General features: G+C 39.6%; 11 protein-coding genes. 8 read left to right on the top strand and 3 right to left on the bottom strand.

Annotation, left to right across the window (positions count from 1 at the left end; genetic code table 11):
* Window positions 1-14: 14 nt before the first annotated feature.
* A complete protein-coding gene (locus F4W09_RS03055) occupies window positions 15-836 on the bottom strand; it encodes a hypothetical protein (RefSeq protein ID WP_151503972.1) in 822 nt (273 codons plus the stop codon).
* 291 nt (window positions 837-1,127) lie between these two features.
* Here F4W09_RS03055 and F4W09_RS03050 point away from each other — a divergent pair, with 291 nt between their 5' ends.
* From F4W09_RS03050 to F4W09_RS03035, 4 genes are all read left to right on the top strand, one after another.
* The gene (locus F4W09_RS03050; protein ID WP_044737983.1) at window positions 1,128-2,585 is read left to right on the top strand and encodes a cytochrome ubiquinol oxidase subunit I; all 1,458 of its coding nucleotides are present in this window, start codon (window positions 1,128-1,130) and stop codon (window positions 2,583-2,585) included.
* On the top strand, window positions 2,578-3,582 hold the full coding sequence (gene cydB, locus F4W09_RS03045) for a cytochrome d ubiquinol oxidase subunit II (RefSeq protein ID WP_044737982.1): 1,005 nt from the start codon (window positions 2,578-2,580) through the stop codon (window positions 3,580-3,582). The genes F4W09_RS03050 and cydB overlap by 8 nt, the downstream gene beginning before the upstream one ends.
* Before the next feature lie 14 nt (window positions 3,583-3,596).
* Complete coding sequence (locus F4W09_RS03040; RefSeq protein ID WP_104441935.1) at window positions 3,597-3,719, top strand: DUF2474 family protein; 123 nt, start codon at window positions 3,597-3,599, stop codon at window positions 3,717-3,719.
* Between the two features lie 70 nt (window positions 3,720-3,789).
* A complete protein-coding gene (locus F4W09_RS03035; RefSeq protein WP_151503971.1) occupies window positions 3,790-5,205 on the top strand; it encodes an aminotransferase-like domain-containing protein in 1,416 nt (471 codons plus the stop codon).
* A 320-nt stretch (window positions 5,206-5,525) separates the two neighbouring features.
* Here F4W09_RS03035 and F4W09_RS03030 read toward each other — a convergent pair whose 3' ends face one another.
* Window positions 5,526-6,548 carry an AraC family transcriptional regulator gene (locus F4W09_RS03030; protein WP_044737980.1) on the bottom strand — a complete coding sequence of 341 codons (1,023 nt, stop codon included), beginning with the start codon at window positions 6,546-6,548 and terminating at the stop codon, window positions 5,526-5,528.
* Between the two features lie 101 nt (window positions 6,549-6,649).
* On the opposite strand from F4W09_RS03030, the gene F4W09_RS03025 reads away from it, so the two are divergent.
* Together F4W09_RS03025 and F4W09_RS03020 are read left to right on the top strand one after the other, a co-directional pair.
* Complete coding sequence (locus F4W09_RS03025; RefSeq protein ID WP_151503970.1) at window positions 6,650-8,140, top strand: flavin-containing monooxygenase; 1,491 nt, start codon at window positions 6,650-6,652, stop codon at window positions 8,138-8,140.
* Window positions 8,141-8,216: 76 nt separating this feature from the next.
* Window positions 8,217-8,417, top strand: a complete 201-nt coding sequence (locus F4W09_RS03020; RefSeq protein WP_215899315.1) for an alpha/beta hydrolase family protein — start codon at window positions 8,217-8,219, stop codon at window positions 8,415-8,417.
* Window positions 8,418-8,671: 254 nt separating this feature from the next.
* Here the strand turns inward: F4W09_RS03020 and F4W09_RS03015 are convergent, their stop codons facing one another.
* Window positions 8,672-10,222 carry an arylsulfatase gene (locus tag F4W09_RS03015; protein WP_171492380.1) on the bottom strand — a complete coding sequence of 517 codons (1,551 nt, stop codon included), beginning with the start codon at window positions 10,220-10,222 and terminating at the stop codon, window positions 8,672-8,674.
* 352 nt (window positions 10,223-10,574) lie between these two features.
* Between F4W09_RS03015 and F4W09_RS03010 the strand changes: the two genes are divergently transcribed.
* Both F4W09_RS03010 and F4W09_RS03005 read left to right on the top strand, forming a co-directional pair.
* Window positions 10,575-11,303, top strand: a complete 729-nt coding sequence (locus F4W09_RS03010; RefSeq protein ID WP_151503969.1) for an SDR family NAD(P)-dependent oxidoreductase — start codon at window positions 10,575-10,577, stop codon at window positions 11,301-11,303.
* A 219-nt stretch (window positions 11,304-11,522) separates the two neighbouring features.
* Window positions 11,523-12,014, top strand: a complete 492-nt coding sequence (locus F4W09_RS03005) for a 2,4'-dihydroxyacetophenone dioxygenase family protein (protein WP_151503968.1) — start codon at window positions 11,523-11,525, stop codon at window positions 12,012-12,014.
* Window positions 12,015-12,322 lie beyond the last annotated feature (308 nt).

The raw sequence follows: 12,322 nt of genomic DNA, 5'->3' as shown, positions 1-12,322 counted from the left end.
GAGAATGGAATGGATCAAGCTGAAAAAGTTACAGGATGATTAGAGACAGCATTCTGTAGACAGGTCTGCATATATTCAGCATAAACAGATAACTTTTCATAAACATGCTCTGCATAGAACATGTCTTCGACCAATTGCGTGGCTTGTTCTTGGTTGTAACTTCCATTCACACTGAGTAACTGCGCATTGAGTTTGGATAACTTTTCACACAATTCGATATAGCTTTGATCTTTGTGTTTAAATAATAACTTACGCATATTTAATTCAGCACTGTCCATCATCTTGTCTAATGGATTAGTCTGAATACAATAGATTTTGATCTTAAAAAACTGCGCAATTGCAGCAATTTTTTGCATATCAACATTTAAATGGGTGATTAAAAAAATTTGAGTCACATCAGCTCTGCACAAGGCGTTTAGCAAGGCATAATAAAAAAACTCAATATCATCTAGGTCATTGTCATGCAGATCCAAATAGATATTTAAAGCTTGCAGCACATCATCAATTTTTAGGTGCGGTTTTTTCTCTGCCTGATAGTAACGGCTTAATAGATTCAGTACAGGCGCGGTCGCTTGGCTATGGTAGATAGTGGTTTGATTTAAATTCCCTAGAATAAATGGCGCAAATAAGTAAGCCAAACTAGATTGTTCATGCTGAATTGCCGACTGTACAATATAGTTTGCTTTCGCCTTGGAAAGCTCGCGCAAGACTTTTGCTCGGAGTAGTGTTGCTTCTAAATTCACGAATTTCTGTGCCAGCTTCTTTTTCAACTTCGCTGAAAAAGCTCCCTGTTCAACTATCTCAGGAATTTTATTCAGACTTTCTGTAACAAACATTTCATCACCATCCAGATTGATTCATATTTGTTATTTTGATTCTTTTTCAAATCAGCAGTAGCTACAGAATTGTGCTGTATAAATATAACAGAGTATTTTTATCTACTTTCTCTGTTATATTTTATATAACATATTTTTGTACCTACATCTTGAATTCTGTGTCCTGCAAAATCTTGATAATTATTCAAAGTAGGTAGTTTTGATGAAACGATCTATAATTTTTTATAACACTAAAATAAATAGTGTTGATTTAAAAAATCTCAGAAACCCATGTCTAAAATGGGAGGTCCTATGAGCCTCGGTTTAACCGCACTTGAACTCGCACGAATTCAATTTGCCTTTACAGTTTCATTTCACATCATTTTTCCCGCTACTTCGATTGGCTTGGCCTGCTTTCTAGCACTGTTGGAATGGAAATGGCTGCGCACCCAAAACCCAATTTATAAAGATCTGTTCAAATACTGGATTAAGATTTTTGCCGTCGCCTTTGCCATGGGGGTCGTATCAGGCATAGTCATGGCGTATCAGTTCGGTACCAACTGGAGTGAATTTTCTCGAATTGCTGGTTCAGTCACTGGTCCATTGCTGACTTATGAAGTGCTAAGCGCCTTTTTCCTTGAAGCTGGCTTTCTCGGCATCATGCTGTTCGGTTGGGGGCGTGTTGGTCCTAAGGCACATTTTTTTGCTACCTTGATGGTCGCCATTGGTACCTGTATTTCCATGTTCTGGATTTTATCGTCCAACAGTTGGATGCAGACCCCACAAGGCTTTGCCATTGAAAATGGTATTATTGTTCCATCTGACTGGTGGGCAATTGTGTTTAACCCATCCTTCCCCTATCGCTTTGCCCATATGGCAACCGCAGCTTTCCTTGTATCTTCATTATTGGTTGTTGGTACAGCTGCTTGGCATTTATTCAAAGGTCGTCGCGATGAGTTAGTCAAGAAATCCTTCTCTATGGGACTTTGGATGGTACTCGTAACTTCATGCCTGCAAGTGGTGATTGGGGATCAGCATGGTCTGAATACCCTTGAGCATCAACCGACTAAATTGGCTGCAATTGAAGGTCACTGGGAAACCAACCATGATCATGGTATGCCGTTACTGTTATTCGCTTTACCCGATATGGAGAATGAACGTAATGCCTTTGAACTAGGCATCCCAAACTTAGGTAGCTTAATTTTAACCCATTCTATGGATGGCAAAGTCACTGGCTTAAAAGACTTTGCCCCTGAAGATCGTCCACCTGTTCCAATCGTGTTCTGGAGTTTCCGCGTGATGGTGGGACTCGGCATGCTCATGGTGTTGATGTCACTGACTGCTTTATGGTTACGTAAACAAGACCGATTATATGAAAGTCGCTGGTTTCATAAGTTTGCTACCGTTATGGGACCCACAGGTTATATCGCCTTGCTCGCAGGTTGGGTCACCACGGAAGTCGGCAGACAGCCTTGGGTGGTCTATGGAGTAATTCGTACTCAGCATGGATTATCACATACCGTGACTGCAGAACAAGTGGGTCTTAGTCTGATTATTTTTGTACTGGTCTATACCGTCGTTTTCGGCACAGGCATCTATTACATGCTGAAATTAATCAAGGTAGGTCCTTTACATATAGACAGTGTTGATCAGCAACTTGCAGGTCCTGGGCACTTTAAAACGCCAATGCGACCATTAAGTGCTGTTGATGAAACAATTGATGGTTCAGCAAGCCAAACACCTGAAAATAAGGAGCAGCATCATGATTGATCTTGCATTAGTCTGGGTCGGTATCATTGGTTTAGGTGTATTGATTTACGTGGTTATGGATGGCTTTGATCTGGGCATAGGCATACTGTTTCCATTTATTCAAGGGCATCAAGAACGCGACGTGATGATGAACACCGTTGCCCCTGTCTGGGATGGCAACGAAACTTGGATGGTCTTGGGTGGTGCAGGTTTATTTGCTGCCTTTCCGCTAGTCTATTCCACCGTGTTATCTGCCTTGTATTTACCGATCATTTTTATGGTAGTGGCTTTAATTTTCCGAGGCGTGGCTTTCGAATTCCGCTTTAAGGCCCACCGTAGCAAGCCGCTATGGGATCAAGCATTTATTTGGGGTTCATTCTTTTCTAGCTTCTTCCAAGGAGTTATTCTGGGAGCTTATATTCAAGGAATTGAAACACAAAATGGCATTTATAGCGGTGGCACACTCGACTGGCTGACTCCATTCTCTTTGTTTGTGGGCTTGGGTGTAGTTATCATGTATAGCGCATTAGGCTGCGCATGGCTCATCATGAAAACCGAGGCAGATTTACAAGCAAAAATGTATAGGCTGATGCCTAAGCTAATTATTACCTTATTAATTGTCTTTGGTGCAGTCAGTATCTACACACCCATCAGCCATCCTGAAATTGCACAGCGCTGGTTTAGCTTACCAAATCTGTTCTATTTCAGCCCTGTACCGGTGTTGGTACTGATCTGTTCTGGGCTTATTTTGAAAGCATGTGCACAGCAAAAAGATGCTCAACCCTTTGTTTTAACGCTGGGTCTGGTATTTTTAGCCTTTACGGGTTTTGTAATTAGTTTATGGCCCAACATCATTCCACCAACTATTTCCATCTGGCAAGCTGCTGCTCCTGAATCAAGTATGAAATTTGCACTGGTAGGTGCTGTCATTCTAATTCCGATTATTCTGGTTTATACCTTTTTATCCTACTGGGTGTTCCGTGACAAAGTGCGTATTGGTGATGAAGGCTATCATTAAGCAAGGTGACCCTGATGAAAAAAATGCAAAATCGTTTGAATCCTACAACATGGTTCATCTTATTATGGTGTTTTGGTTTCCTATCCCTAGGCTTAATTGCAGGAATTTTTAGACTGCTACTCAGCTTGGCTTATTAAAAGCATCTTTGATAAAACCTCGGATAGCCATGCAATCATGGCTATCCCCTTCTCATATGAGCATGTCCTTATGTATAAATCAGAACAACTCGCCTTAAGCCTCAAACATCTTATTGAAACAGGGACTTGGAAAACAGATGAGAAACTTCCTTCTTTAAGACAACAAGTCGAAATTTCTGGGTTTAGCTTAATTACAGTAATGAACGCCTATCAGGAACTGGAAGCACAAGGGCTGATCTATTCAAAAGAAAAATTAGGTTACTTTGTTACAGAGAATCCCTTACAAACTGCACTCGCAAAAAGAGTCATTGTGAATGAAAAAATTGAGATTAACTCACTGGTATTTCGTTATTTAAAATCCATTCAATCTGAAAAAATCATTCCCTTAGGAAGTGCTTTTCCCGATAGCCAACTGCTTTATTCTCCAAAACTAATGCAGACTTTAGCACAACAGGCAAAATACCGTGTTGGTTATGAGCAGATGCCGAGTTTACCACCTGGAAACTACGAGCTCAGAAAACTAATTGCTCAACGCTATTGTATGCAAGGCATTCCCACCGATCCCTCTGACATTGTGATTACCTCAGGTGGTCTAGATGCTTTAAATCTGTCTTTAAGAGCCATGACTCAAGCAGGTGATTATATTCTTCTGCAAGAAACTATTTTCTATGGAGCTTGGCAAGTTGCTGAAAATCTGGGCTTAAAGGTCATTACCATTCCAGAACACCCAGAACATGGATTGGATTTGGAGGCCTTTAAGAAAGCCATTACAAGCTATCCAATTAAAGTCTGTCTATTGATGCTGAACAGCCATAATCCGATTGGATTTACAGTCAGTGATGAGATTAAATTTGAATTGGCTAAACTGTTACACCAGCATGAAATTTATTTGATTGAAGATGATGTCTATGAAGAGCTTTATTATGATCAAAAACGACCGCTATCCATGAAGTATTATGATCAACAAAACTTGGTCTTGCACTGCTCTTCTTTTTCCAAAACTTTGGGAGCAGGTTTCCGTGTTGGTTGGGTTTATGCGGGAAAATTTTCTGAACATATACAACATCTACAATTAATGAGTACCATCTCTGTCAACTCTTTCATTCAAAATGCTTTAGTCGATTATCTCTCACATCGTCATTATGAAAAACATTTAAAAGGTCTTCGTACAACCTTAAAAAAGCTTAAAAATCAATATCATCAATATCTCAGCAAGAACTTACCCGAAAATTGTACTATCAATTATTATCCATCGGGCTATTTTCTGTGGGTAACACTACCTGAAGAAGTAGACAGCAGCAGCATTTATGAAAAAATGATTCAAAAAGATATTGGTATTTCCCCAAGTATTCTTTTTTATCGCAAGAATAAAAAGCATAACCACATTCGTATCAATTGTTCTTTTGAAATGAATGAAACCATCATTCAAGCACTTGATCTCTTGATTGAACAGATTTCAATGATGCTGGATGATCTGCATCTTTGAATCAATCGCGATTGAGGAAATAACTAAGCCTATCTCTCTAAATAAAGTAAGATCCCATTAAACCTAACTTTATTGGGTTGGATTCTGTGTTTTTTATGTTTTTAGATTACTTTATTACAACCATGGAGCATTCCTGTTACTTCATTTTGCTCAGATTTGGACTGATGATACAACAGTGCTTTGTATATGATATAAAAAAAATTTTATAGGCTAACCTAAACCGCCCAGATTTTATCATCACTGCCAGCAACAAAAATCTATCTTAAAACCATTCAGCACTGAACTTGAATTTTATCTAGACACAATTCAAGTTCATTATTTTAAATACTCAGTTGCCCTTTAGCATTACGGACTTCTTTAGGAGAACGACCAAACCAGCGTTTAGTGGCACGACTTAAAGCAGATTGTTCAGAAAATCCTAAGATATTGGCCAACTGGCTCATCGGAATTTTTGTTTCCCACAAATACTGTAAGGCAAGCTCTTTACGAATTTCGTCCTTAATCTCATCAAAACTTGTCCCTTCACTGGCAAGCTTACGCTGTAGAGTACGTGGATGTAAGCCCAACATAGCTGCGATGCGAATTTTATCTGCACGCGGTGTGGCTAAATGAATTCTTAAAGCTTTGCGTACACTAGAACTGACCATTTCAGCAGGATTTCGAAAGTGCCGAGTAATATAATCTTGTGCGATTTCCCGTAAGGCAGGATTACTGCTGTGTGGCTGACTTTCAAGGGTTCGTCTATGTAAATGTAATGCTGCTCTTTCTTGATTAACCAAAATAGGCGCACCAAAAAAACGTTGATATTCACTAATTGCAGCAATAGGTTTATGTGGTAAGGAAACGGCCTTTAATTCATAGTTTTCAGCAGCAAGCCATTTTAAAATACGATGGGTAGTCCCCAAACAGTTATCAATCGTTTGCCGCTGGGGTGCATAGCCATTGATTTGAATTTCAAATATAACTTCTGCGGCATCTTCAAAAAGTGGACTAGGTTGGTTTAGTGACATCACCAAACCTGGACCATGCAAAAACATAAAATCTGAAGTGTATTCAATCACACCACGTATAGACGATGCGCTTTGGAGAATAATCCCTAAAACCCCTAAAACACTGATGTCCTGATGGCGCGAAACACGTAGCCCCAAATCTGGACATTGCGCAATTGCTGCAGTTTGCTCAAACAAATTTATGACGCTTCTTTGGCATAGCCAAGCATCATCCTGTTTGAGTTGATCCAGCGTAATATTGTGCTGTGCGAGTAGCGGTTCTGGGTCAAAATTCAGATCTTGCATGACCTCAAGATAACCACGAATCCCACTGGCATGTACCATAATTGTCATGTCTTCTAGAGTTAAATATCTGTCTCCTAAAGTCAAGTTTAAATTTGATCAACCGCTAGTATTAAAGAAGGAAAAAAACAAAAGCGACAAGGAGCCGCAAAATGCAAATGGAATATGATGTAGTCATCATCGGAGCAGGTTTAGGTGGAATTGGCATGGGATGCCAACTTTTACAACAGAACCCCAATAAATCATTCACAATATTAGAGCGCCGACAAGCACTAGGTGGAACGTGGGATCTGTTTCGCTATCCAGGCATTCGCTCAGACTCAGACGTGATTAGCTTTGGCTATAAATTCAGTCCGTGGAATAGCGATAAAGTGCTTGCTGCGGGTGAGTCGATTAAGCAGTATTTGCAAGAAACAGCTCAGAAATTTAAGATTGATCAAAAAATTCGTTACGGCATCAAAATTATCTCTGCTAATTTTTCAACCCAAACCAATAAATGGACGGTAGAAACGGTTAATGAAACAACGGGAGAAAGTTGCCAATTTAACTGTAATTATCTCATTGCTGCAACGGGTTACTACAACCATGACCAAGGTTATACGCCTAAGTTTGAAGGTGTTGAAAACTTTAAAGGCCAAATCGTTCATCCACAGCACTGGCCTGAAAATTTAGACTATAGCAATAAGCGAGTCGTGGTGATTGGTAGCGGTGCGACAGCGGTGACTTTAATTCCTGCAATGGCCAATGATACTGCACATATCACCATGTTACAGCGCTCACCAAGCTATGTCATTAATGTGCCAAATACTGACAAACTGGTCGATGCTTGTCGAAAAGTCCTGTCTGAAAAACTGGTGTATAAAATTTTCCGTAAGCGTAATATTTTTATGCAGCGCAGTATTTATAAAGTCTGTCGTCGCTTCCCGAAACAAATGCGTTCATTCTTGCTTTCAAATGTTCAAAAAGCCTTGGGTGATCAATATGATATGTCCCACTTTACACCAGAATATATGCCTTGGGATGAGCGTCTCTGTGCCATTCCAGACAACGATTTATTTGACGTGATTCGTGACGGCAAAGCATCTGTTGTGACCGATCAAATTGAACGTTTCACTGAAAATGGTATTTTACTCAAATCGGGTAAAACCCTAGAAGCAGACATCATTGTGACAGCAACAGGTCTTGAATTACAGTTGTTTGGTGGTATTCAACTTTTTGTAGATCAAGAGCAGATCAAACCTAATGAGAAAATGAGCTACAAAGGTACATTAATTGAAGATGTCCCGAATTTTGCTTACTTATTTGGTTATACCAATGCACCGTGGACCTTAAAAATTGATTTATCCAGCGACTATATTTGTCGTTTAATCAATGAGCTCGATATTCGTCAAATGACGGCAGTCAAACCTGTTGCACCTGCAAATGAAAAAACAAGCAACAGTATTGTTCACGGTATGCGATCAGGTTATGTACAACGTGGAGATTGGGTCTTGCCGCGCCAAGGTAAATCTACCGAGTGGTTTGTAAGCCATAACTTCGAAAAAGATGAAGCGATGTATAACTTGCCAATCGAAAGCCAGCATCTGGTTTGGACTAGCGCTGCGCAACAGCCTAAAGCGAAGGCTAAATCAAAAGTAGCTTAAGCCATCATTGATCATAGATTCATATGGAGATTCTTCATATGAATCTAGTGTGAACAACAAAAAATGGAAAATAATGATGAAAACTTCACAACTCAATTTTATCAGTCAAGGCACACGTTGCACGGGCACACTCCAGTTACCTGAATGTAATCGTAAAGCCCCCGTGATTATCATGGCGCAAGGCTTTGGTCTGATTAAAGAAGTGGGGCTCCCCCAATTTGCTGAACGCTTTGTTGCACAAGGCTTTATTTTATTTTTATTATCAATATCTTATTAAAATTAAACTTCATCCACGTCCTGTAGACGGTCCAAATCATGATGATATCATGCAGTTTAAAAACTATTGGGCCTCTATTTTTTAAATAAACTCTAAGTACAGTGCCTAAATTTCATTAAAATAAATTCATATGCTGCCTATTTTAAAATTCCCCCCTATCCAATTTTATAGTTTTTTAACCAACAGATATCCTGCGACATTAATAAAAAAAAAGCAGCCCAAAACTGGACTGCCTTGATCAAGCATGATGCATTTTATTTCTTTTGTGACATTAAATTATCAACCAACTTACTAAACTCAAGCGTTGAAGCTTTTTGTACTGGTGGATAATCCATCAAAGATTTAATATGCTCCCCAATTAATGCCTCTACTGGTTCACCTAGCCATAATTTTTTTTGAGCAATTTCAGAGCGATCTGTTGTGCTATCAAATGACTCATATGGATCTTGACGCAGGTTGAATACCAATGGAATCTTTTGTTTTTGATAGCCATCATAATAGTTTTCACTGGTTTCTAAATGAATCTTCCACTGGTTAATTCGAACAGCACGAAGTGATGATTCATGGTAATACAGGAAATTATTACGCTTACTTTCAGCAGATTTGCCTGTCCAGTAATCAATATTATTTAAACCATCAATGTATTGCTTATGATTGGTTTTCATCTCCTCCACAACATTTGTATCACCTGCTACGGCTGCCAAAGTTGTGAAAAGATCCATATTGGCCTGAATGCCTGTTTTCACTTGTCCAGCAGGAATATTTTTAGGCCAGCGGATCATCATTGGAACACGTACACCACCTTCATACGTGGTCATTTTCTCACCACGGAATGGTGTGGTTCCACCATGATTTTTCGCACTGTGTTCAGGACCATTATCGGAGGTATAAATAATGATAGTGTTATCTAACACTCCCATTTTCTTCATTTCATCCAACACATGACCGACTTGCATATCGTGTTCAATCATGCCACTACCATACAGATCCTCTTCAGATGTTGCTTTCGCTGCTAAATAACGATGCTCAGGACGTAAATGGGTAAACATGTGCATACGACTTGGGTTTAACCAAACAAAAAATGGCTTGTCTGCTTTTTTACTGCGCTTCATGAAGTCTACGCTGGCTGCGATAAATTCATCATCCACAGTTTCCATACGTTTACGTGAAAGTTCGCCTGTATCCTCACATTTCTGCTTGCCCATTTTACCAAAACGCGGATCTGTCGTTTCATCATCTGTTGTAGATGAATAACAGTGCAGAACACCACGGGTACCAAATTTTTTACGGAACTCAGGATCTTTTGGATAATCAACCTGCTCAAAAGTCTCCTCGGTATTGAGATGATACAAATTACCGTAAAACTCATCAAAGCCATGTACAGTTGGTAAATGTTCGTTACGGTCGCCCAAGTGATTTTTACCAAACTGGCCATTCATATAACCCAATGGTTTGAGTACTTCTGCGAGCGTTGGTGTTTCTGCTTTCAGCCCTAAAGGTGAACCTGGGCGTCCCACAGTGGTTAGACCTGAACGAATTGGATATTGACCCGTAATAAAGGAAGCACGACCAGCTGTTGAACTAGGCTGTGCATAATGGTCAGTAAACATGATGCCTTCTTTGGCAATTCGGTCAATATTCGGCGTGTTATAACCCATAATGCCATGGCTATACGCACTGACGTTGGTCATGCCTACATCATCCGACATAATCACTAAAATATTGGGCGGTTTGGCCATTAAGGCGGTCGAAAGTAAAGTACCTCCAGCCAACGCTATAGCACGTGAGATGATCTTTTTACGCATGTGTTTTCCTTAACAGTTTTGGGAACTAAAAACTTATTTTCAGACAGTCTCACTCAGACAGCTGTTTTAATTATTCAGCATAAAGGGCTCAACCCTGCCCACTGAGTACAACAGTTTTTTTAATGTGGTTGTAAACGCTTAATCATGCTTCCAAAGAATGAGAAAACATGGATATTGCTCACTTATTGATCCATCAAATTTATGTCTGAAGATTAACAGCCTCATGACTTGAAGCAACCATGCGAAAGAATGGTTTTTAAAGACCATTCTTTTCATTCGGTACTTAACGTTCTAGGGTAAAACTATCAGCACAGGCTGAACTCAAAAACTGAAAGAAATAGGAAAGAAAGAAATGGATGCTTTCAACACAAAAATGTTTGAAAATAAAATCGCCGTCGTGACAGGTGGCACATCTGGTATTGGTCAAGCCGTTGCAGTTGCATTTGCTGAGCGTGGTGCAAAAGTATGGGCGCTGGGCTTACAAGCAGCCAAGGCTATTTTTCCTGCTGGTTTGGATATTGAAGCTGTCGAGATGGATGTCACGGATAAAGCCGCTGTCGATGCTTTTTTCGCAAAAGTAGATCGCATTGATACGTTATTCAACGGTGCAGGTATGGGTTCTGTTTCAGAGCACGAATTAGATACCTATAGAAAAGTGCTAGAAGTTAACCTTACCTCTGTTTTTTATATCAGTGAAGTCGCGGCTACAGCCTTAGCTAAATCGGACAATCCATCAATCATTAACGTGTCTTCACTGTATGCACAATTTGGTTCAGGCATTGCACCCGCTTATTCTTGCTCTAAAGGTGCCATTGATCAACTGACCTTCTCACATGCTCTGAGCATGGCTCAAGCCAAAATTCGCGTCAATGCGGTTGCACCGGGTTGGATCGATACGCCACTTATCCAACCATTGAAAGATATGCCTGAAGTATTCAATGGCATTATGCAACGCTCACCAATGCAACGTTTAGGTAAACCCGAAGAAATTGCCAATGTGGTGATCTTCCTAGCATCTGATGCGGCAAGCTTTGTAAATGGCGCGATTGTGAAAGTTGATGGTGCATATTCAATTTTCTAAAATGATAAAAACATTTTAAAAACAGGATACTGTTTAAGTATTTATATTTTGAATATGTTTTACGACTCGTTAAGAAATGGATATTTACTAAACAAAAGTAAATCCATTCTTTCGAGAGGTTTATATCCAGTCAAACATTGCTATGCTGAGTTTCATGGAAACATTTGATACCGATTTTAATTATCAAATTCTAAATTTAAGACATACATGGAGTTTGTCATGAGTATTGCACAGTCAATCAATCATCAAGATCGCTTATTAACTATTAATGTTAATGATGGCGAAATCAAAAATGCTTTACCGGGCGTACATGTAACCCCTTGCTTTTTAGACCCAGATAATGGTGTATGGGTTATTCGTGCACGTTTTGATGCAGGTACAGTTCTTCCACGCCACTTCCATACAGGTGTTGTACATTTTTATACCACAGCAGGTTCATGGCATTATGTGGAATATCCTGAAGATGTTCAAACAGCTGGCAGCTATTTATTTGAACCAGCAGGTTCTATCCATACGTTATCAACGCCAGAAGGTGCTGAAGGCTTCATGATTATTGAAGGCGCAAATGTGAACTTAAATGATGACGATTCCTTGATGTTCATTATGGATGCAGGTTGGATCGAACGTACCCTTCATGCCGTTGCACAACAATCGGGGCAAAAAATGCCGCGTTATATTAAGCCCGGTGCTGCTGTTGGTTTCAGCGACTAACGAATAAGCACTTAAAGGCCTTTAGTTAAAACTAAAGGCCTTTTTTATTATTAGACAAACCTATATTTATTCATTTCATGAATGAGCAGTAATGTTGCACATGCAGCATCGTCGTACACCACAATGACTAAAAAGCATCAGATCATTCACCATAAGTCACCGTATTAAAACAATTAGGTTTGTTCCTATAAATCTCGTTTGTAAAGAAAGCTACCTAAATATTTTCTCTAGTCAGTTTATGATTATTTCGAGCCACCAACGCCAAACATCGAGTCCTACAAAAACATAGCTAACGTGATTCGGACCAT

The sequence above is a fragment of the Acinetobacter tandoii genome (assembly GCF_008867985.1).
GTDB lineage: Bacteria > Pseudomonadota > Gammaproteobacteria > Pseudomonadales > Moraxellaceae > Acinetobacter > Acinetobacter tandoii.
This window is presented reverse-complemented; position numbering and strand designations above follow the sequence as displayed.

What these genes read in the sequence shown, in the direction of transcription:
- F4W09_RS03055 (WP_151503972.1), bottom strand. Translation starts at nt 836, where the DNA reads ATGTTTGTTACAGAAAGTCTGAATAAAATTCCTGAGATAGTTGAACAG.
- F4W09_RS03050 (WP_044737983.1), top strand. Translation starts at nt 1,128, where the DNA reads ATGAGCCTCGGTTTAACCGCACTTGAACTCGCACGAATTCAATTTGCC.
- cydB (WP_044737982.1), top strand. Translation starts at nt 2,578, where the DNA reads ATGATTGATCTTGCATTAGTCTGGGTCGGTATCATTGGTTTAGGTGTA.
- F4W09_RS03040 (WP_104441935.1), top strand. Translation starts at nt 3,597, where the DNA reads ATGAAAAAAATGCAAAATCGTTTGAATCCTACAACATGGTTCATCTTA.
- F4W09_RS03035 (WP_151503971.1), top strand. Translation starts at nt 3,790, where the DNA reads ATGTATAAATCAGAACAACTCGCCTTAAGCCTCAAACATCTTATTGAA.
- F4W09_RS03030 (WP_044737980.1), bottom strand. Translation starts at nt 6,548, where the DNA reads ATGACAATTATGGTACATGCCAGTGGGATTCGTGGTTATCTTGAGGTC.
- F4W09_RS03025 (WP_151503970.1), top strand. Translation starts at nt 6,650, where the DNA reads ATGCAAATGGAATATGATGTAGTCATCATCGGAGCAGGTTTAGGTGGA.
- F4W09_RS03020 (WP_215899315.1), top strand. Translation starts at nt 8,217, where the DNA reads ATGAAAACTTCACAACTCAATTTTATCAGTCAAGGCACACGTTGCACG.
- F4W09_RS03015 (WP_171492380.1), bottom strand. Translation starts at nt 10,222, where the DNA reads ATGCGTAAAAAGATCATCTCACGTGCTATAGCGTTGGCTGGAGGTACT.
- F4W09_RS03010 (WP_151503969.1), top strand. Translation starts at nt 10,575, where the DNA reads ATGGATGCTTTCAACACAAAAATGTTTGAAAATAAAATCGCCGTCGTG.
- F4W09_RS03005 (WP_151503968.1), top strand. Translation starts at nt 11,523, where the DNA reads ATGAGTATTGCACAGTCAATCAATCATCAAGATCGCTTATTAACTATT.